Source organism: Pseudomonas sp. R2-60-08W, assembly GCF_003852335.1.
GTDB lineage: Bacteria > Pseudomonadota > Gammaproteobacteria > Pseudomonadales > Pseudomonadaceae > Aquipseudomonas.
This window is the reverse complement of sequence record NZ_CP027731.1, coordinates 4,053,101-4,074,563: the sequence shown is the minus strand read 5'-3', so window position 1 is coordinate 4,074,563 and position 21,463 is coordinate 4,053,101. Positions and strand designations below refer to the sequence as shown.

The window sequence follows — 21,463 nt, the reverse complement described above, 5'->3', positions numbered from 1 at the left end:
GGCCATTTTGAACTTCAAGCAGTTGATGGCGGCGGTCGTGTTGCTGTGCCTGAGCGCCGTCGCCCAGGCCGAACGCCTGAAAGACATCGCCAGCATTTCCGGCGTGCGCAGTAACCAGTTGATCGGTTATGGCCTGGTGGTGGGGCTCAATGGCACGGGTGACCAGACCACCCAGACCCCGTTCACGCTGCAAACCTTCAACAACATGCTGTCGCAGTTCGGCATCAAAGTACCGCCAGGCTCGGGCAACGTGCAGTTGAAGAACGTCGCGGCGGTGTCGATCAGTGCCGACTTGCCGGCGTTCGCCAAGCCGGGGCAGGTGGTGGACATTACCGTGTCGTCCATGGGCAACTCCAAGAGCCTGCGGGGCGGTACGTTGCTGATGACGCCGCTCAAAGGTATCGACGGCAACGTCTACGCCATCGCCCAGGGCAACCTGGTGGTGGGCGGGTTCGACGCCGAGGGCCGCGACGGTTCGAAGATCACTGTCAACGTACCGTCGGCCGGGCGCATTCCCGGTGGCGCTACGGTTGAACGCACCGTGCCGAGTGGTTTCAACCAGGGCAACAGCCTGACCCTGAACCTCAACCGTTCCGACTTCACCACCGCCAAACGCGTGGTCGACAAGATCAACGACATGCTCGGCCCAGGCGTCGCCCAGGCCATCGATGGCGGTTCGGTGCGCGTGACCGCGCCCCTGGATCCCAGCCAGCGCGTGGACTACCTGTCGATCCTGGAAAACCTGGAGGTCGACCCCGGCCAGGCAGTGGCCAAAGTCATCATCAACTCGCGCACCGGCACCATCGTGATCGGCCAGAACGTCAAGGTCTCGCCGGCGGCGGTGACCCACGGCAGCCTGACTGTGACCATTACCGAAGACCCGATTGTCAGCCAGCCGGGGCCGCTGTCCAACGGCCAGACGGCGGTAGTCCCGCGTTCGCGGGTCAATGCCCAGCAGGAAGCCAAGCCGATGTTCAAGTTCGGCCCCGGTACCACCCTGGACGAGATCGTCCGTGCGGTGAACCAAGTGGGCGCGGCCCCTGGCGACTTGATGGCGATCCTCGAAGCCCTGAAACAGGCCGGCGCGTTGCAAGCCGACCTGATCGTGATCTGAGGCCATGGTCATGGATATGCGCAAGAGCGGGATCAGCAGCACGGCGGACTCGGGGTCTTACTCCGACCTGAACCGGCTTAACCAGCTCAAGGTCGGCGCCGACAAGAACAGCGAAGGCAACATGCGCAAAGTCGCGCAGGAGTTCGAGTCGTTGTTCCTCAGTGAGATGCTCAAGTCCATGCGCTCAGCCACCGAGGCCCTGGGCAAGGACAACCCGATGAACACCCCGGCGGCCAAGCAGTACCAGGAAATGTACGACCAGCAATTGGCAGTGTCGATGTCCCGCGAAGGCGGTGGTATCGGCTTGGCCGACGTGCTGATGCGCCAGATGCAGAAGAACAAACCGGTGGACGCCCAGGCGGCCACCTTGCAGGGCCCGGCAGCCGATGCCCCGGCGAAAAAAGCCGACGTGCCGACGGAAATCGCCGCCGGCACCCAGGCGCAAGGCCCGTTGGGTCGCTCCAACGGCCAACGCCCGTTGTGGGCCTACCGCGTGGCGGTGCCCGAAGGCGCCAGTGCGCATGCCAACGATATGGAACTGATGAACCAGCGCCGTATCGCCTTGCCAAGCAAGCTGACCGATCGCCTGCTCGCCGGCATTGTGCCGAGCACGCCGGTCGCTGCGCAAACTACCAGCGCGCCACTGCGCAACAGTGCCGCCGACGACAACGTGGTCAACAGCACCGCCCGCAGCGTTGCCGTGCCGAGCGGCAAGATGCAGGTCTACGGCCGCGCCATCGCCCAGCCACCGCTGGCGCCGGCGAAAAAAGCCTTCAGCTCGCAGGATGAATTCGTCGCCACCATGCTGCCGATGGCCAAGGCCGCCGCCGCGCGTATCGGTATCGATCCGAAGTACCTGGTGGCCCAGGCCGCCCTGGAAACCGGTTGGGGCAAATCAGTGATGCGCGCCGAGGACGGCAGCAGCAGCCACAACCTGTTCGGCATCAAGGCCGGCCAGAGCTGGCAGGGCGGCCAGGCGCGCGCGATCACCAGCGAGTTTCGCGACGGCGCGATGGTCAAGGAGACGGCGCAGTTCCGCTCCTACAGCTCCTATCAGGACAGCTTCCATGACCTCGTGACCCTGCTGCAAAGCAATGATCGCTATAAAGAAGTTGTGAAATCAGCCGATAACCCGGAACAGTTTGTACGCGAGTTGCAAAAGGCCGGTTATGCAACCGATCCGGCCTATGCCAGCAAGATTTCGCAGATCGCCAAAAACATGAACAGTTACCAGAACTACGCTGCCGCTGGCGCAACCACACATTTATAAGGTCTGAACCATGAGTTTGCTCAGTATCGGGATGTCAGGGCTCAATGCCGCTCAAGGATCGTTGTCGGTCCTGAGTAATAACATCGCCAACGCCAACACCTCGGGTTATTCGCGTCAGCAGACCACGCAGAATGCCAATGCCAACAACCCTTACGGCGGCGTGTACATCGGCAGCGGCACGACCCTGGCCGATGTGCGCCGGGTGTATAACGAATTCCTCGACGCGGCCTACCAGAACAGCACGGCGCTCAACAACGATGCCAAGGCGTATGCCAGCCAGGCCAGCGCCATCGACAAGACCCTGTCGGACAAGACCACCGGCATGTCTTCGGTACTCAGCGCGTTCTTCTCCGCGGTGCAGACCGCGTCGGCCAACCCCAGCGATGTGGCCGCCCGGCAAGTGCTGCTGACCAGCGCCCAGACCCTGAGCAACCGTTTCAACTCGATCTCCAGCCAGTTGAACGAGCAAAAACAGTCGATCAACGGCCAGTTGGGCACCATGAGCGATCAGGTCAACCAGTTGACCTCCTCGATTGCTTCCCTCAACAAGCAGATCACCCTGGCCCAAGGCTCCAGCAACAGCGCCCCGGCCAACCTGCTGGATGCGCGTAACGAGGCAGTGCGTTCGCTCAATGAACTGGTCGGCGTGACCACCAGTGAAAAGAACGGCGTGTTCAGCGTCAGCACCGGCACCGGCCAATCCCTGGTATTGGGCGATCAGTCCAACACGATTTCGGCGGTATCGAGCAGCAACGATCCAAGCCAGTACACCATCCAGCTCAATGCCGGCGGCGGTACGGCGATCGACCTGGGCAACGTGCTCAGTGGCGGCAGCATCGGCGGTTTGTTGCGTTACCGCAGCGACGCCCTGATGCCGGCCATCAATGACCTGGGGCGCATCGCCATGGCGACCGCCGATACGGTCAACAGCCAACTGGGCCAGGGCCTGGACCTGAACGGTGATTTCGGTTCGTCGCTGTTCAAGGACATCAACAGCGCGGCCGCGATTGCCCAGCGCAGTCAGGGCTCGATGGGCAACGGCACTGGCTCGGGCAATTTGAACGTGAGCATTGCCGACACCAGCAAGCTGTCGACCTACGACTATAAAGTCACCTTTACCAGCGGCAACAACTACACCGTCATGCGTTCCGACGGCAAGGCCATGGGCGCGTTCGACACCACGACCACGCCGCCACCGGTGATCGACGGCTTCACGCTGGCGCTGGATGGCAAGGGGCCGATCGCGGCGGGCGACAGTTTCAAAGTCAGCCCAACGGCCACTGGCGCTGCCAACATCGGCACCGCGTTGACGGACGCCAATAAAATCGCGTTCGCCGGGCCATTGCTGGGCGAGGGCAGCAAGACCAACCAGGGCACCGGCACTTTTACCCCGCCGACCCTGACCCTGCCGATCGATATTCACGATGGCGCCAACACCGCGCAGCTGCGTACCGGCATTGAACATTCGATGCCGGTGAAGATGGTGTTCGGCAAGCCTGCGGCTGACGGCACCCAGGGCTACACGCTCAACGATGCCCAGGGCAATCCGATCGGTACCGGCACCATCGTGCCGGGCCAGGGCAACAAGATCACCGTCGACGTACCGATGCGCGATGCCAACGGCACGCTGCTGGTGCCGGCCAAGAGCTTCAAGTTCGACACCACTGTCGGCGGTTCGCCAGCCGATGGCGACAGCACCACGTTTTCCTTCAACGCCTCGGGCAGATCGGATAACCGTAATGCCCAGGCCCTGCTTGAGCTGCAGACCAAAACCACGGTCGGCCTGTCCGACGGCACTGGCGGCGGCTTGAGCCTGGTGGCGGCCAACAGCCGCCTGGTCTCGACCGTGGGCGCCAAGGCTGCCTCGGCCAATACCGACACCACCGCCACCGGAGCATTGCTCAAGGCCAACCAGGACGCACGCAACTCGGTGTCTCAGGTCAACCTGGATGAAGAGGCGGGCGACATGATCAAGTTCCAGCAGTACTACACGGCGTCGTCGCAGATCATCAAGGCTGCGCAAGAAACCTTCAGCACGCTGATCAATAGTCTTTAAGGGAGTCTGGGACGATGCGTATTTCTACCGCTCAATATTTCGAAACCAGTTCCGCCAAGTATTCGGATAACTACTCCAGCGTGGTCAAGGCGCAGGATCAGGCCAGCTCCGGCGTGCGCGTGCAAACCGCGGCGGATGACCCGGTGGCGGCGGCGCGGTTGTTGTTGCTGCAACAGCAGAAAGACATGTTGGGGCAGTTCAACGGCAACATCACCAGTTTGAAGAACTCGCTGACCAACGAGGAAAGCGTGCTGAGCTCGATCAATGACGCCATGCAGCGCGCCACTGAATTGGCCCTGCGTGCCGGTGGTTCGGTCAGCGATGCTGATCGGCGATCGATCGCCAGCGAGGTAGGTGCCATTGAAGACCAGGTACTGGGCCTGCTTAACAGCAAGGACTCTTCGGGCAATTACCTGTTTTCCGGCTCCAAGACCCAGACGCCGCCGTACACACGTAACAATGACGGCACCTACAGCTATCAGGGCGACGAGACCCCGCTGAGCTTGCAGGTTTCCAATACGCTGACGGTCAGCGCCGGTGATACTGGTAAAACCCTCCTGGAAGGCGCAGCCAACTCCAGCCGTACCCAGGCCGTGTGGCAAGCGCCGGTGCCGCAGACGGTGCCGCCGACGGTCAACGACAACAAAGTTGCGTTGTCGGCCGGGCTGGTGACGTCGAGCGCCGATTATTCGAATACGTTTGCTGATGGCCAGCCATACAAGCTGACGTTCACCAGCAGCACCCAATACAAAGTGGCCGATAAGAACGGCAATGACGTGACGTCGGAGATCCCAGGCAACGGCACGTTCGACGCCACCAAGGAAGGCAGCTCCAGCGTGGCATTGCGTGGGGTGAAGTTCGACATCACCTTGAGTCTGGGGGATGTCGCTCCAGGCGCCGACTCCGATGCGCTGGTCAAGGATCGGTCCTTCAGCCTTGAAGCCAAACCGGATACCTTCAGCGTCTCGCGGACGCCGAGCAATGCGTCCACCGTGCAATTGACAGGCGCCCGTGTCTCTAATCAGGCCAACTATGCCAGCACCTTCCCCACCAACAGCGGGGCGCTGATCAAGTTCACCAGTGCGACCGCCTATGAGGTGTACGCCCAGCCATACACCGCCGATAGCAAGGCAATCACCACCGGCGACACTGGCGGTGGTACCGCGGTGACGGCGGCTGGAGTGACCTTTGATGTCAGCGCCGGGCCACCGCAGCCGGGTGATCAGTTTTCGGTCGGGGCCAATACCCAGAAAACCCAGAATGCGCTGGATACTCTCGGTCAATTGCGCAAAGCCCTGGAGGTGCCGGCGGACGGTAATCCTGCAGCGACGATCAAGCTCAAGGACGTTCTGAATGCGTCCATCAGCAACCTCGCCAATTCGAGTTCGCAGATCACGAACGTACGGGGCTCCATCGGTGCGCGGGAAAACGCCCTGGATATCCAGGCCAGTGAAAACGCCAGTGTGGGTATCGCCAATACCAGCACCATGAGTGACCTGGCCAACATCGACATGGGCGAGGCGGCGATCAACCTCACGCTGCAGCAGACTATGCTGCAGGCTTCGCAACTGGCCTTCGTTAAAATTTCCCAGTTGAGCTTGTTCAATAAGATGTGATTTCAGGCGGTAGATCAGCGGCTCATCCCGGAAACGGGCTGGGCCGTTGTCATTTTTGCAGCTGACGGGTTTGCAGATTTCGTACCGATGCATGGAAAATTGAGTGACCTGTGAGTCATAAAGCGCATCTTCACTGTATTGTGTAAAAAGGATAAGTCGCCCCGCCGTCGTTCTGCGCGGCGCTCAGCGAATTTTTTATGGGGGCATCCCCCTTTATTGTCAGCACTTCGGGCGCAGGCCCTGGGGTGTTCTCCAGCTATTTAGTATTGGGAAGCCACAATGATTGGCATAAAAAGCATCGCCAGTTACGTGCCGGCGGACGGTATCGATAACTACGCCCAGGGTGCCAGGTTCGCCAAGGATGAAGAGTTCATCATTGGCAAGATCGGTTCGGCATTCCTGCCGCGCAAGGAAGCCACGCAGGAAACTTCCGATCTGTGTGTCGAGGCGGTCAACGCGTTGTTTGCCAACAACCCGGACTTGAAGCGCGAGTCCATCGATGCTGTGATTGTCGTCACCCAGAACGGCGATGAAGAAGGGCTGCCCCACACCGCCGCCATCGTCCAGGACAAACTGGGCCTGCCAACCCACGTGGCCGCCTTCGATATTTCCCTGGGCTGCTCCGGTTACGTGTACGGCATCTACGCAATGAAGGGCTTCATGGAAGCCACCGGCCTGAAAAACGGCCTGCTGATCACCGCCGACCCGTATTCGAAGATCGTCGACCCGGAAGACCGCAACACCACCATGCTGTTCGGCGACGCCGCCACCGCCACCTGGATGGGCGAAGACGCGCCGTGGTTGCTGGGCAAATCCAAGTTCGGCACCGACGGTTCCGGTGCGCCGCACCTGAAGGTCAGCGATGGTGTGTTCTTCATGAACGGCCGCCAGGTCTTCAACTTCGCCTTGCTCAAGGTGCCGGCGCATCTGCACGAGCTGCTGGATGAGTCGGACCTCAAGGCCGATGACATCGATGCGTTCTGCATTCACCAGGGCAGTGCGGCGATTGTCGACGCCGTGGCGCGGCGTTTCGAAGATGCGCCGGTGGACAAGTTCATCAAGGACATGGTCGAGACCGGCAATACCGTGTCCTCGAGCATTCCGTTGCTGCTGGAAAAGCACGTGATGGACGCCACCTGGAAGCGCGTGGCGATCAGCGGTTTTGGCGTGGGCCTGTCCTGGGGCTCGGCGATTCTCTATCGCCCATGACCCTTTAAGGGCGCATAACAAAACGCCGATGATCGAAAGATCATCGGCGTTTTTTATTTGGCGCCAGAAAAACCAATAAACCCTGGGTTTTGGGCAGTGGTAACCCCTTGAAATGCAAGGGCTGGCACAGGGCTAGTAAAAAAAATCAAAAAAACCCTCAAGCAACCGGCTACCACGACGATAACTATTACGTAGGTTCTCAGGCCACACCCGGCGGTTGCCAGGGCCGGAAGCCGCAGTATCCATCCATCGAGGATTTCGTCATGGCTTTAACAGTAAACACCAACATTGCTTCGATCACTACTCAGGGCAACCTGAACAAAGCCGGCGGCGCCCTGGCCACTTCCATGCAGCGCCTGTCTTCCGGCCTGCGTATCAACAGCGCTAAAGACGGCGCAGCTGACCTGGGTATCGCTACCCGTATGACCAGCCAGATCAACGGCCTGGGTCAAGCAATCAAGAACGCCAACGATGGTATCTCCATCGCGCAGACCGCTGAAGGCGCAATGCAGGCTTCGACCGACATTCTGCAAAAAATGCGTACCCTGGCTCTGTCTTCGGCGACTGGCTCCCTGAGCAACGACGACCGTAAGTCGAACAACGACGAATACCAGGCTCTGACTTCGGAACTGACCCGTATCGCACAAACCACTACCTTCGGTGGCCAGAAGCTGCTGGACGGTTCGTACGGTACCAAGTCCATCCAGGTTGGCGCCAACGCTAACGAAACCATCGGCCTGAGCCTGGAGAACGTTGCAGCCAACAACATTGGTTCGCAGCAGATCAACAGCCTGGGTATCGCCCCAAGCACCACAGGTGTCGCTGGCGGCGCAATCGCTGTTACCGGTAATGGCCAGACTTCCAGCATCACTGTGGGTGCTGGCGCAGCGGCTAAAACCATTGCCGCTCAACTGAACGGCGCCGTCGGTGGCCTGAGCGCTACCGCCAGCACCGAAGCTCAGTTCGTAGTAGGCGCTGGCGCTGCGGCTGCTCCAGCTTCGTTCACCATGACCGTTGGCGGCCAAGCCACCACGTTCGTTGGCGTAAAAGATACCGCCAGTCTGGCTGATCAACTGAAGTCGAACTCCGCCAAACTGGGTATCAGCGTTAACTACGATGAAGCCAAACAGACCCTGTCGGTTAAATCCGATACCGGTGAAAACCTGTCGTTCAGCGCTTCGACCGCTGCGGGCACCATCACCGTCGCCACCAAAGATGGCGCCGGCGCTTTCGGCACAGGCGTCGCCCTGGCTGACGGCCTGATCGCCACCGGTGCGGTGAACATGAACTCCTCCAAGGGCTACTCCCTGGAAGGCGCTGGTGTAACCGGCGTGTTCGGTGCCGCCACCTCGGCAGCTTCGGCCAAGACCTCCGTATCGCAGACCGACGTGACCGATGCCACCAAGGCACAGAACGCTGTTTCCGTGATCGACCAGGCCATCGCTACCATCTCCAGCTCCCGTTCGGGCCTGGGCGCTGTGCAGAACCGTCTGACCAGCACTGTAGACAACCTGTCCAACATTCAGAAAAACAGCACGGCTGCCCGTAGTACGCTCCAGGACGTCGACTTCGCTTCCGAAGCCGCTGAACTGACCAAGCAACAAACCCTGCAATCGGCTTCCACCGCGATCCTGTCGCAGGCCAACCAGCTGCCATCGGCTGTACTGAAGCTGCTTCAGTAATCACAGCGCTTGGTAACTGACGGAAGGGCGCGTTTACGTGCCCTTTCGTCTTTTCCGATCAGAGGAGATTGGGCATGGACATGAACGTGAATTTGAACTCGTCTTATCCGCCGCTCGCGCCTCAAAGCGCCTTGGCACCTGTGGTTACAGATAAAGACAAAAGCAAGGTTGAGCCGGCCGCGCCAACCACGGATACAGCCCGTCCGGGCGATCTGGAAAAAGCGGTCACTGATATCAAAGAATTCGTACAAGCGGCCCAGCGCAATCTGGATTTTACTATTGATGATTCCACTCACAGGGTTGTGGTCAAGGTCATTGCCACCGACACCGGTGAGGTGATTCGCCAGATCCCTTCGGAAACAGCCCTGAAGCTGGCGCAAAGCTTGTCCAGTGCCAGCCACGTGCTGTTTGACGACAAGGCGTGAGCTGGCATGAAACTTGTTGCTGTCGCCGTTGAAGCGATATTCGTCAAGATAACGGCAGCCACCGACTAGGAGAAAGATGATGGCGGGTACAACGATTACTGGCGTGGGGTCGGGCTTCGACACCCAGGCAATTGTGAAGTCCCTGGTGGATGCCGAGCGAGCGCCGAAACAAGCGCAGATCAACCTGCAGTCGCAGAAGGCAACGACCCAGCTTTCGTCGATCGGCAAGATCCAGGCAGCCCTGGACGCCTTCCGTGGTGCGCTGGCCAGCATGGGCACCGATAGCAGCTTCACTGGCTTGACCGGTACGTCTTCGGACGAAAAGGTGGCCACCATGACCGCCAACCAGACCGCGGCCAGTGGCAGCTTTGCATTGATCGTCAACCAGCTGGCACTGCCTTCGAAGTTGTCGACCGCCACTTACGCCGGGGGCGCGTCCACTGTCGTCAACAGCACTGACAAGGCAACCACGCTGACCATCACTCAGTCGGGCAAGAACTTCGACCTGAAAGTGCCGGCCGGATCCACCTTGCAACAGGTGCGCGATTCGATCAACTCGACATTCGGCACCTCGGGCCTGAGTGCCAACATCCTCACCGACTCCACGGGTTCGCGTCTGATCCTGACGTCCACCAAAGGTGGGGTGGGCTCGGACCTGACCATGTCGGGCAATTCCGGGATTGATACCGGCTACAAAGTGGTCGATGTGCCTCAGAACGCCAAGTACACGATTGATGGTATTTCCGCGGAATCCACCACCAACAGCATTTCCGATGCGGTGAGTGGGGTAAGCATCAAGTTGCTGGCGCTGTCGCCAACGGTCACGGCCAACGATCCGGATAAAAACGCGCCCCGTACCGCCCTGACCATCTCGGTCAGCACCAGTACCACTGCGCTCAAATCCGGGGTCAAGGGCTTTGTCGACACCTACAACGCGTTGCTCAAGGCGATGAACGCCGAGACCAAGGTGACCAAGGATGCCGCAGGCAACTCCATTGCTGCGACGCTGACCGGCGATGCGACCATGCGCACGCTGCAGTCGGCGATTCGCAATGAGTTCAACGCGCTGTCCGGCAACGGCACATTGAAGTCGCTGGCGCAATTTGGCGTGACCAGCGACCAGGATACCGGTGCGCTGAGCATCGATGCCAAGCGCTGGGACAAGGCGGTCTTGACCAATGCTGCCGACCTCACCAGCATTTTCAGCGGTAAAACCGGTCTGCTGGCACGTATGACGGCGGCCACCGAGGTTTATGCCAAGCCCTCGACTGGAATCCTGGCCACGCGCACCGCGTCGTTATCCGAGAGCTTGAAGGACCTGATCAAGGACCAGACCAGCCTGGATGAGCGTATTACGACGATGCAGGACTCCCTCACCCGCAAATACACCGCGATGGACACCCTGGTCGCGCAGCTGCGTCAGCAGAGCAGCAGTATTCTCGGCACGCTCAATGCGATCAGTAATTCGAAAAACAGCGACAACTGATTGAGCGGTCGAAAAAAAAGCCCAGGTCCCTTGACCTGGGCTTTGTTCTTCATGCGGTCATCAGGCTAAAGTTTTCCGCAACCGAGTCGACATAATTGTTATTGAAACCCTTCTCGCTGTTGCTTTCCACGAGGTAGAAACATGAATCCCATGAGAGCCCTTCGCCAATACCAGAAGGTCAATTCCCACGCCCAGATCTCCGAAGCCAGCCCGCATCGCCTGGTGCAACTGCTGATGGAAGGCGGCCTGGACCGGATGGCGCAAGCCAAGGGTGCTCTGGCGCGTGGTGATATTGCGCAGAAGGGCCTGATGGTGGGCAGGGCCACGGATATTATTATCGGTCTGCGTGATGGCCTGAATGCGGAAAAAAGTGACAACAAGGAATACGTTCAGCGCCTGGAAAGTCTATATGTGTACATGATCAACCGCTTGATGGAAGCCAATCTGCACAACGATGCCGACATGATCGACGAAGTCGCGCGTCTGCTGATTACCGTGAAAGAAGGCTGGGATGCCATCGCCGCGCCCCAGGGCGCCGCACAATAAGGCCATCGCGCCTTGAGGAAATCGTCATGAGCCACGCACTGCAACGCATTGATGAAACCCGTGAAGCCCTGGTCGACGCACTGGCTGCGCGCAACTGGGACGCCATTGGCGAGCTGGACCTGGGCTGTCGCAACGTGATCGATAACGTGCTCAGCGAAGCGCCGGTGGACGAGGATGCGTTGCGAGAAAAGCTGGAGGCGCTGTTGGCGGTGTACCAGCAGTTGCTCGAGGTGACGACCGGCGAGCGCCAGGCGATTTTCGAAGAGATGTCGCAGATCAACCAAGCGAAAAGTGCGTCAAAGGTTTACCATCTGTTCGGCTGATAGGGGCGTGGTTGGTCCGAACGGCGCGTCATATATTTGACTGTGCCAGCATTTTTGACTTAACTAGTGCTGTTTTCAGATTTCAGACGTCTAGTAGAAGATAAGTCTTACAGACGTCTTGATTGCCTTCATTCCGGGGCAGGAAGTTTTACTAGGGAAGTTGCTATTGCATGTGGCGTGAAACCAAAATTCTGCTGATCGATGACGATAGCGTCCGCCGCCGCGATTTAGCGGTGATTTTAAATTTTCTCGGTGAAGAAAATTTGCCCTGCGGTAGCCATGATTGGCAGCAGGCGGTCAGCTCGTTGGCGTCGAGCCGTGAAGTCATTTGTGTGCTGATCGGGACGGTAAACGCTCCTGGCGCTGTTTTGGGCTTGTTAAAGACACTGTCTACCTGGGATGAGTTCCTTCCCGTGTTGCTGATGGGCGATATTTCTTCCGTGGACCTGCCGGAAGACCAGCGCCGCCGGGTACTTTCCACCCTGGAAATGCCCCCCAGCTACAGCAAGCTGCTCGACTCCCTGCACCGCGCCCAGGTCTATCGCGAGATGTACGACCAGGCCCGCGAGCGCGGCCGTCACCGTGAACCCAACCTGTTCCGCAGCCTCGTCGGCACCAGCCGGGCGATCCAGCACGTGCGCCAGATGATGCAGCAAGTGGCTGACACCGACGCCAGCGTGCTGATCCTGGGCGAGTCGGGCACCGGCAAGGAAGTGGTCGCGCGCAACCTGCATTACCATTCCAAGCGTCGCGACGGGCCGTTCGTGCCGGTCAATTGCGGGGCGATCCCGGCAGAGCTGCTGGAAAGCGAATTGTTCGGCCACGAGAAGGGCGCCTTTACCGGCGCGATCACCAGCCGTGCCGGGCGCTTCGAACTGGCCAATGGCGGCACGCTGTTTCTCGACGAAATCGGCGATATGCCGCTGCCAATGCAGGTCAAGCTGCTGCGCGTGTTGCAGGAGCGCACCTTCGAGCGCGTGGGCAGCAACAAGACCCAGAGTGTGGATGTGCGCATCATTGCCGCGACCCACAAGAACCTCGAAAGCATGATCGAGGTCGGCAGCTTCCGCGAAGACTTGTACTACCGCCTCAACGTATTCCCAATCGAGATGGCGCCGCTGCGTGAGCGTGTGGAAGACATCCCGCTGTTGATGAACGAATTGATCTCGCGCATGGAGCACGAAAAACGCGGCTCCATCCGTTTCAACTCCGCCGCAATCATGTCGCTGTGCCGCCACGGCTGGCCGGGCAACGTCCGCGAGCTGGCCAACCTGGTGGAACGCATGGCGATCATGCACCCGTACGGTGTGATCGGCGTGGTCGAGTTGCCGAAGAAATTCCGCTACGTCGACGATGAAGACGAGCAACTGGTCGACAGCCTGCGCAGCGACATGGAAGAACGCGTGGCGATCAACGGCCACGCGCCGGACTTCGGCGCCACGGCCATGCTGCCGCCGGAAGGCCTTGATCTGAAGGACTACCTCGGCAACCTGGAACAAGGCCTGATCCAGCAGGCCCTGGACGACGCCAACGGCATCGTTGCGCGTGCCGCCGAGCGCCTGCGTATCCGTCGCACCACCCTGGTGGAAAAGATGCGCAAGTACGGTATGAGCCGCAAAGAGGGCGATGAACAGGCGGATGATTGACGCCTGTTTTTCAACCGGTTGATTCTTAGGTAGTTTTTTTTCGGCACGGGTATTGCTACAGCCCTCGCAACGTTCCGTTTAACTGACGGTCAGCCAAGCGAGAGAGCATGATGCCCCACGCCGCCCAACTATCTCCGGCCCCTGCCATCCAGGGGCTGGTTTCGCCTGTAGAGCCGCCGACCCGCCAGGGTCTTGAACAGGCGTTCTCGCAGTTCAACCAGATGTCGAGCCAACTGACCGATTCCTACAGTCTGCTTGAAGCCCGGGTGTCCGAGCTTAAAGGCGAACTCGCGGTGGTCAGCGCCCAGCGCATGCAGGAACTGGCCGAAAAAGAACGCCTGGCCAACCGCCTGCAGAATCTGCTTTCGCTGTTGCCAGGTGGCGTGATCGTCATCGATGACCAGGGCCGTGTGCGCGAAGCCAACCCGGCGGCCTGCGACTTGCTCGGCCTGCCGCTGGAAGGCGAGCTTTGGCGCCACGTCATCACCCGCTGCTTCGCGCCGCGTGAGGATGACGGCCACGAAGTGTCCCTTAAAGACGGGCGCCGCCTGTCCATCGCCACCCGCTCCCTGGATGCTGAACCGGGCCAATTGGTGCTGCTCAACGATTTGACAGAAACCCGTCATCTGCAAGACCAACTGGCGCGGCATGAGCGGTTGTCGTCGTTGGGGCGGATGGTCGCGTCCCTCGCGCATCAGATCCGCACGCCGCTGTCGGCGGCGTTGATCTACGCCAGTCATTTGACTGATGAGCAGTTGCCGGCGGCCACCCACCAGCGCTTTGCCGGGCGTCTCAAGGAGCGCCTGCACGAGCTGGAACATCAGGTGCGCGACATGCTGGTGTTTGCCCGTGGCGAATTGCCGTTGACCGACCGCCTGACCCCGGCCGGTTTGATGCAGGCCCTGCAAGCGGCGGCGGCCACGCATATCCAGGGCGCCAGCCTGCGCTGGCAGTGCGACAGCCACCACGGCGAGTTGCTGTGCAACCGTGACACCCTGGTCGGCGCGCTGCTCAACCTGATCGAAAACGCCACCCAGGCCAGCGGCCCCGGTGCACGCCTCAAGGTGCACCTGTATTGCCGCGAGCAAACCCTGCGCCTGTGCATCAGCGACAGCGGCAGCGGTATCGCGCCGGCCGTGCTGCAGCGCCTGGGCGAACCTTTTTTCACCACCAAGACCAACGGCACCGGCCTGGGCCTGACCGTGGTCAAGGCAGTGGCCCGTGCGCATCAGGGAGAATTGCAGTTGCGCTCCCGGTTGGGGCGCGGCACCTGTGCATTGATGACCTTGCCGCTGTTTTCCAGCGCGGCGAGCGCGGAGTAAAAGGATCATGGCTATCAAGGTTTTATTGGTTGAAGACGATCGCGCCCTGCGTGAAGCATTGGCTGACACGCTGCTGTTGGCGGGCCATGACTACCGCGCGGTCGGCTCTGCCGAGGAGGCCTTGGAGGCGGTGCAGCAGGAAGCGTTCAGCCTGGTGGTCAGCGATGTGAACATGCCCGGCATGGACGGCCATCAGCTGCTCGGCCTGCTGCGCGCGCGCCAGCCGCAATTGCCGGTGCTGCTGATGACCGCCCATGGCGCCGTGGAGCGGGCCGTGGACGCCATGCGCCAGGGGGCGGCGGATTATCTGGTCAAGCCGTTCGAGCCCAAGGCGTTGATCGAACTGGTCGCCCGGCATGCCCTGGGCGTCATCTCGGCGGTGGCGGGTGAGGGCCCGATTGCCTTCGAACCGGCCAGCGCACAACTGCTGGAACTGGCGGCCCGTGTGGCGCGCAGCGATTCCACGGTGTTGATTTCCGGCGAGTCCGGCACTGGCAAGGAAGTGCTGGCGCGCTATATCCACCAGCAATCCAGCCGCGCCCAGCAGCCGTTTATCGCGATCAACTGCGCGGCGATCCCGGACAACATGCTCGAAGCCACTCTGTTTGGCCATGAGAAGGGCTCGTTCACCGGGGCTATCGCGGCCCAGGCCGGCAAGTTCGAGCAGGCCGACGGCGGCACTATTCTGCTCGACGAAATTTCGGAAATGCCCCTGGGCCTGCAAGCCAAGTTGTTGCGCGTGTTGCAGGAGCGCGAAGTAGAGCGGGTGGGCGCACGCAAGCCGATCCAGCTGGACATCCGCGTGGTCGCTACCACCAACCGCGACTTGGCGGGCGAAGTGGCGGCGGGGCGCTTTCGCGAAGACTTGTTCTATCGCCTGTCGGTGTTCCCGCTGGCCTGGCGCCCGTTGCGCGAACGCCCAGCCGATATCATTCCCCTGGCCGAGCGCCTGCTGAACAACCACGTCAAAAAAATGAAACACGCCCAGGCGCGGCTGTCGGCCGAGGCCCAGGCCTGCCTGGTCGCTTACCCCTGGCCGGGTAATGTGCGCGAGCTGGACAATGCGATCCAGCGCGCGCTGATCCTGCAGCAGGGCGGCTTGATCCAGCCCCAGGATTTCTGCCTGGCCATGGGCAGTGGCGTGGCGCCGTTGCCGAGCCTGGCGCCGGTACCGGTGCTTGCCGAAGCCGAATCGGCCGGCGCCCTGGGCGATGACCTGCGCCGCCGCGAATTCCAGATGATCATCGACACCCTGCGCGCCGAGCGCGGCCGCCGCAAAGAAGCGGCCGAGCGCCTCGGCATCAGCCCGCGCACCTTGCGCTACAAGCTGGCGCAGATGCGCGACGCGGGCATGGATGTGGAAGCGTATCTTTTCGCCACCTGAGCAAAGCCCAGGCTGACAAGCTTTGTCGGCTTTTCTTACGAGTCGCAACGAAGCTGGCACCCTTGTTGCACCTCCCCTGGTAACCGCTGCGTAGTGTCAAAAAATTGCGGGTCGTCGGAGAGAGAAGGTCATGAGCCAGGGTATTGAGTTCAATCGGTTGATGTTGGATATGCGCTCCATGCAAATGGATGCCATGGCTCAACCGAAATCTGTCGCGCCAGCGCCGGAATTGGGCCAAAGCAGTTTTGCCGACATGCTCGGTCAGGCAATCAATAAAGTCAGTGATACCCAGCAGGCGTCCAGCCAGTTGGCGACCGCGTTCGAGATCGGTAAAAGCGGCGTGGACCTCACCGATGTGATGGTCGCCTCGCAAAAGGCCAGTGTTTCCTTCCAGGCCTTGACCCAAGTGCGTAACAAGCTGGTTCAGGCTTACCAAGACATCATGCAGATGCCGGTTTAAGGGCGAGATTTAAGTCATGGCAGAAGCAGTCGTGGACAACGTACCCGCCAAGACAGACGGCAAGCCGCCGCTGTTTGGCCTGTCGTTCCTGGAAAACCTCTCGGAAATGACCATGTTGCGTCAGGTGGGCCTGATGGTCGGCCTGGCTGCCAGCGTGGCGATTGGTTTTGCCGTGGTGTTGTGGTCGCAGCAGCCTGATTACCGGCCGCTGTACGGCAGCCTGGCGGGCATGGATTCCAAGCAGATCATGGAAACCCTTGCCGCCGCCGACATCGCCTACACCGTGGAGCCCAACTCCGGTGCCTTGCTGGTCAAGGCCGACGATGTGGCGCGTGCGCGGATGAAACTGGCGGCCGCCGGCGTCACGCCGTCCGACAGCAATATCGGCTTTGAAATCCTCGACAAGGACCAGGGCCTGGGCACCAGCCAGTTCATGGAAGCCACCCGTTACCGTCGCGGCCTGGAAGGCGAACTGGCGCGGACCATTTCCAGCCTGAATAACGTCAAGGGTGCCCGCGTGCACCTGGCCATCCCGAAAAGCTCGGTGTTCGTGCGTGACGAACGCAAGCCGAGTGCCTCGGTATTGGTCGAACTGTTTTCCGGCCGCTCCCTGGAGCCTGGCCAGGTATTGGCGATCATCAACCTGGTGGCCACCAGCGTGCCGGAGTTGAGCAAGTCGCAGATCACCGTGGTCGACCAGAAGGGCAACCTGCTGTCCGACATGGCCGAAAATTCCGCGCTGACCCAGGCCGGCAAGCAGTTCGACTACAGCCGTCGCATGGAAAGCATGCTTACCCAGCGCGTGCATAACATCCTGCAGCCGGTGCTGGGCAACGACCGCTACAAGGCTGAAGTGTCCGCCGACGTGGACTTCAGCGCCGTCGAATCGACGTCCGAGCAATTCAATCCGGACCAGCCCGCCCTGCGCAGCGAGCAGTCCACCAGTGAACAACGCACCGCCAGCAACGGCCCGCAAGGCGTACCGGGGGCCCTGAGCAACCAGCCACCGGCACCGGCTTCCGCCCCGCAAACCACCGGTGGCGCCGCTGCCACCGCTGGCGCGATTGCAGCCGGCCAACCGCTGCTGGACGCCAACGGCCAGCAGATCATGGACCCGGCCACCGGCCAGCCGATGCTCGCGCCGTACCCGGCGGACAAGCGTAACCAGTCCACCAAGAACTTCGAGCTCGACCGCTCCATCAGCCACACCAAGCAGCAGCAGGGCAAGATCAATCGCCTGTCGGTGTCGGTGGTGGTCGATGACCAGGTCAAGGTCAATGCCGCTGACGGTGCCGTTACCCGCGCACCCTGGAGCGCCGACGAATTGGCGCGCTTTACTCGCCTGGTGCAGGACGCCGTCGGCTTCGACGCCAGCCGTGGCGACAGCGTCAGCGTAATCAACATGCCATTCTCCGCCGAGCGCGGCGAAGTGATCACCGACCCGGCGTTCTACACCCAGCCGTGGTTCTGGGACATCGTCAAGCAAGTGCTGGGAGTGTTGTTCATCCTGGTGCTGGTATTTGGTGTGCTGCGGCCGGTGCTCAACAACATCACCGGGCACGGCAAGAAACAACTGGCATTGGCCGGTGGCGACGTCGAGTTGGGCGGCATGGGTGGCCTGGACGGCGAGTTGGCCAACGACCGCGTCAGCCTGGGCGGCCCGCAAAGCATCCTGTTGCCAAGCCCGAGCGAAGGCTATGACGCTCAGTTGAACGCAATCAAGAGTCTGGTGGCAGAAGACCCGGGCCGTGTGGCCCAGGTCGTGAAAGAGTGGATTAACGCTGATGAATGATCGAGTCGCTGTTGCCAAGCTCTCCCGGGTCGACAAAGCCGCCGTGCTGCTGCTGTCGTTGGGCGAAACCGACGCCGCCCAAGTGCTGCGCCACATGGGGCCCAAAGAGGTCCAGCGCGTCGGCGTGGCCATGGCGCAGATGCGTAACGTGCACCGCGAGCAAGTCGAACAGGTGATGAGCGAGTTCGTCGAGATCGTCGGCGACCAGACCAGCCTGGGCGTCGGCTCCGACAGCTATATCCGCAAAATGCTCACCTCGGCCCTGGGCGAAGACAAGGCCAACGGCCTGATCGACCGGATCCTGCTGGGCGGCAACACCAGTGGCCTCGACAGCCTGAAGTGGATGGAGCCGCGCGCGGTCGCCGACGTGATTCGCTACGAACACCCGCAGATCCAGGCCATCGTCGTGGCCTACCTGGACCCGGACCAGGCCGGCGAAGTGCTCGGCCACTTCGACCATAAAGTGCGCCTGGACATCATCCTGCGCGTGTCGTCGCTCAACACCGTGCAGCCGGCGGCGCTGAAAGAACTCAACACGATTCTCGAGAAGCAGTTCTCGGGCAACTCGAACGCCTCGCGCACCACCCTGGGCGGGATCAAGCGTGCAGCCGACATCATGAACTTCCTCGACAGCTCGGTCGAAGGCCAGTTGATGGACTCGATCCGCGAGATCGACGACACCCTGTCCGGCCAGATCGAAGACCTGATGTTCGTGTTCAACAACCTCGCCGATGTCGACGACCGTGGCATCCAGGCGTTGCTGCGCGAAGTGTCGTCCGACGTGCTGGTGCTGGCCCTCAAGGGCTCGGACGAGGGCGTCAAGGAAAAGATCTTCAAGAACATGTCCAAGCGTGCCTCCGAACTGTTGCGCGACGACCTGGAAGCCAAGGGCCCGGTGCGCGTCAGCGACGTGGAAACCGCGCAGAAAGAAATCCTCACCATTGCCCGCCGTATGGCCGAAGCCGGAGAAATCGTTCTCGGCGGGAAGGGCGGCGAAGAAATGATTTAAGGCGCCCCGCATGTCGAACAAAGATGAGACGCCCAGCGACCTGATTCGCGCGCGGGATGTCGGCGGGTTCGACATCTGGTCGTTGCCCAGCTTCGATCCCCACGTGCCGGAGCCTGAGCCGGAACCAGTGGAGGAACCACCGGCGCAGATGGAAGAAGTGCCGCTGGAAGAAGTCCAGCCGCTGACCCTTGAAGAGTTGGAAGCCATCCGCCAGGAGGCTTACAACGAAGGCTTCGCGGCCGGTGAAAAAGACGGCTTTCGCAGCACTACCCTCAAGGTTCGCCAGGAAGCCGAAGAAGCCCTCAGTGGCCAATTGGCCAGCCTGGAGCGCTTGATGGGCAACCTGTTCGACCCCATCGCCGAACAGGACTCGCAGCTGGAAAAATCCATGGTCGGCCTGGTGCAGCACATCGCGCGCCAAGTGATCCAGCGTGAACTGGTGCTGGATTCCAGCCAGATCGAAAGCGTGATGCGCGAAGCCCTCAAGCTGCTGCCCCTGGGTGTCGGCAATGTGCGGCTGTATATCAACCCGCAGGATTTCGAGCAGGTCAAAGCCTTGCGCGAGCGCCATGAAGAAACCTGGCGCATCGTCGAGGACGCGGCCTTGCAGCCGGGCGGCTGCCGCGTCGAGACCGAGCACAGCCGCATCGATGCCACGGTGGAAACCCGCATCAGCCAGATCATGACCAAATTGCTCGACCAGTTGCATGAGCAGGTGCTGCACCCGGCCGAGCCTGACCTGAGCGTTGACCTGGACGCCACCGATGCACCTTGACCGCACCAGCTTCGCCAAGCGCCTGGGCAGCTACGCCGAGGCCACCGAGTTGCCCGGCCAGCCTATCCTTGAAGGGCGTCTGTTGCGCATGGTCGGCCTGACCCTTGAAGCCGAGGGCTTGCGTGCCGCCATGGGCAGCCGCTGCATGGTGATCAACGACGACAGCTACCACCCGGTGCAGGTCGAAGCCGAAGTGATGGGTTTTTCCGGCAACAAGATTTTCCTGATGCCGGTGGGCAGCCTCGCCGGTATCGCCCCCGGCGCCCGCGTAGTGCCGCTGGCTGACACCGGGCGCCTGCCGATGGGCATGAGCATGCTCGGCCGCGTACTCGACGGCGCCGGTCGCGCGCTGGATGGCAAGGGCGGCATGAAGGCCGAGGATTGGGTGCCGATGGATGGCCCCACCATCAACCCGCTCAACCGTAACCCCATCAGCGTGCCGCTGGACGTGGGCATACGCAGCATCAACGGTTTATTGACGGTCGGTCGCGGCCAGCGCCTGGGCCTGTTCGCCGGTACCGGTGTGGGTAAATCGGTGTTGCTGGGCATGATGACGCGCTTTACCGAGGCCGACATCATCGTGGTCGGGCTGATCGGCGAGCGTGGCCGTGAGGTCAAGGAATTCATCGAGCACAGCCTGGGTGAAGAAGGCCTCAAGCGCTCGGTGGTCGTCGCCTCGCCGGCGGATGACGCACCGCTGATGCGCCTGCGCGCCGCCATGTATTGCACGCGCATCGCCGAATATTTTCGCGACAAGGGCAAGAATGTCCTGTTGCTGATGGACTCGCTCACCCGTTTCGCCCAGGCCCAGCGCGAGATCGCCCTGGCCATCGGCGAGCCGCCAGCGACCAAGGGCTATCCGCCGTCAGTGTTCGCCAAGCTGCCCAAGCTGGTGGAGCGGGCCGGTAATGCCGAGGCCGGCGGGGGCTCGATCACCGCGTTCTACACCGTGTTGTCCGAAGGCGATGACCAGCAGGACCCGATTGCCGACTCGGCGCGGGGCGTGCTTGACGGGCACATCGTGCTGTCGCGGCGCCTGGCCGAAGAAGGGCACTACCCGGCCATCGATATCGAGGCGTCCATCAGCCGGGTGATGCCGGCGGTGGTGACGCCGGAGCACATGGCCCGCGCGCAATACTTCAAGCAGCTGTGGTCGCGTTATCAGCAGAGCCGCGACCTGATCAGCGTTGGCGCCTACGTGGCCGGCGGCGATCGCGAGACCGACCTGGCCATTGCGCTGCAACCGCAGTTGGTGACCTACCTGCGCCAGGGGCTGAACGACAAGATCAGCATGGGCGAGAGCGAAGCACATCTGCAGTCCATCTTCGCCCCCGCGCCAGGCGGCTAA

Annotated in this window: 18 protein-coding genes; all 18 read left to right on the top strand. The window is 61.2% G+C overall.

What is annotated here, in order from left to right:
- Positions 1-4: 4 nt before the first annotated feature.
- The 18 genes from C4J90_RS18455 to fliI all read left to right on the top strand — a co-directional run bounded on the left by C4J90_RS18455 (position 5) and on the right by fliI (position 21,463).
- Positions 5-1,114: a flagellar basal body P-ring protein FlgI gene (locus C4J90_RS18455; RefSeq protein WP_372237507.1), complete on the top strand. Its 1,110-nt coding sequence runs from the start codon at positions 5-7 to the stop codon at positions 1,112-1,114.
- 4 nt (positions 1,115-1,118) lie between these two features.
- Positions 1,119-2,384 (top strand): flagellar assembly peptidoglycan hydrolase FlgJ, encoded by a 1,266-nt coding sequence (flgJ, locus tag C4J90_RS18450; RefSeq protein ID WP_124363793.1) that lies wholly within the window; start codon positions 1,119-1,121, stop codon positions 2,382-2,384.
- A 10-nt stretch (positions 2,385-2,394) separates the two neighbouring features.
- Entirely contained in the window at positions 2,395-4,440 is a 2,046-nt protein-coding gene (flgK, locus tag C4J90_RS18445; protein ID WP_124420528.1) for a flagellar hook-associated protein FlgK, read from the top strand.
- 14 nt (positions 4,441-4,454) lie between these two features.
- Positions 4,455-6,056 carry a flagellar hook-associated protein 3 gene (locus C4J90_RS18440; RefSeq protein WP_124420527.1) on the top strand — a complete coding sequence of 534 codons (1,602 nt, stop codon included), beginning with the start codon at positions 4,455-4,457 and terminating at the stop codon, positions 6,054-6,056.
- Positions 6,057-6,335: 279 nt separating this feature from the next.
- Positions 6,336-7,265, top strand: a complete 930-nt coding sequence (locus tag C4J90_RS18435) for a ketoacyl-ACP synthase III (RefSeq protein WP_124420526.1) — start codon at positions 6,336-6,338, stop codon at positions 7,263-7,265.
- Between the two features lie 263 nt (positions 7,266-7,528).
- On the top strand, positions 7,529-8,947 hold the full coding sequence (locus C4J90_RS18430) for a flagellin (protein ID WP_124363789.1): 1,419 nt from the start codon (positions 7,529-7,531) through the stop codon (positions 8,945-8,947).
- Positions 8,948-9,021: 74 nt separating this feature from the next.
- Complete coding sequence (locus tag C4J90_RS18425) at positions 9,022-9,372, top strand: flagellar protein FlaG (protein WP_124363788.1); 351 nt, start codon at positions 9,022-9,024, stop codon at positions 9,370-9,372.
- Positions 9,373-9,451: 79 nt separating this feature from the next.
- Positions 9,452-10,858 carry a flagellar filament capping protein FliD gene (gene fliD / locus C4J90_RS18420; RefSeq protein ID WP_124420525.1) on the top strand — a complete coding sequence of 469 codons (1,407 nt, stop codon included), beginning with the start codon at positions 9,452-9,454 and terminating at the stop codon, positions 10,856-10,858.
- Between the two features lie 141 nt (positions 10,859-10,999).
- On the top strand, positions 11,000-11,404 hold the full coding sequence (gene fliS / locus C4J90_RS18415) for a flagellar export chaperone FliS (protein ID WP_124363786.1): 405 nt from the start codon (positions 11,000-11,002) through the stop codon (positions 11,402-11,404).
- 26 nt (positions 11,405-11,430) lie between these two features.
- A complete protein-coding gene (gene fliT, locus C4J90_RS18410; RefSeq protein ID WP_124363785.1) occupies positions 11,431-11,727 on the top strand; it encodes a flagellar protein FliT in 297 nt (98 codons plus the stop codon).
- Positions 11,728-11,897: 170 nt separating this feature from the next.
- Entirely contained in the window at positions 11,898-13,373 is a 1,476-nt protein-coding gene (locus tag C4J90_RS18405) for a sigma-54 dependent transcriptional regulator (protein WP_124363784.1), read from the top strand.
- A 110-nt stretch (positions 13,374-13,483) separates the two neighbouring features.
- Positions 13,484-14,695: a PAS domain-containing sensor histidine kinase gene (locus tag C4J90_RS18400; protein ID WP_124421233.1), complete on the top strand. Its 1,212-nt coding sequence runs from the start codon at positions 13,484-13,486 to the stop codon at positions 14,693-14,695.
- Between the two features lie 7 nt (positions 14,696-14,702).
- On the top strand, positions 14,703-16,079 hold the full coding sequence (locus tag C4J90_RS18395; protein ID WP_124363783.1) for a sigma-54 dependent transcriptional regulator: 1,377 nt from the start codon (positions 14,703-14,705) through the stop codon (positions 16,077-16,079).
- Positions 16,080-16,209: 130 nt separating this feature from the next.
- Positions 16,210-16,539, top strand: a complete 330-nt coding sequence (gene fliE, locus C4J90_RS18390) for a flagellar hook-basal body complex protein FliE (RefSeq protein WP_017134937.1) — start codon at positions 16,210-16,212, stop codon at positions 16,537-16,539.
- Positions 16,540-16,555: 16 nt separating this feature from the next.
- A complete protein-coding gene (gene fliF / locus C4J90_RS18385; protein WP_124363782.1) occupies positions 16,556-18,331 on the top strand; it encodes a flagellar basal-body MS-ring/collar protein FliF in 1,776 nt (591 codons plus the stop codon).
- Positions 18,324-19,340 (top strand): flagellar motor switch protein FliG, encoded by a 1,017-nt coding sequence (fliG, locus tag C4J90_RS18380; protein ID WP_057721344.1) that lies wholly within the window; start codon positions 18,324-18,326, stop codon positions 19,338-19,340. Before fliF ends, fliG begins: the two co-directional genes overlap by 8 nt.
- Before the next feature lie 10 nt (positions 19,341-19,350).
- Positions 19,351-20,115, top strand: a complete 765-nt coding sequence (fliH, locus tag C4J90_RS18375) for a flagellar assembly protein FliH (protein WP_124420524.1) — start codon at positions 19,351-19,353, stop codon at positions 20,113-20,115.
- Positions 20,105-21,463: a flagellar protein export ATPase FliI gene (fliI, locus tag C4J90_RS18370; protein WP_124420523.1), complete on the top strand. Its 1,359-nt coding sequence runs from the start codon at positions 20,105-20,107 to the stop codon at positions 21,461-21,463. Before fliH ends, fliI begins: the two co-directional genes overlap by 11 nt.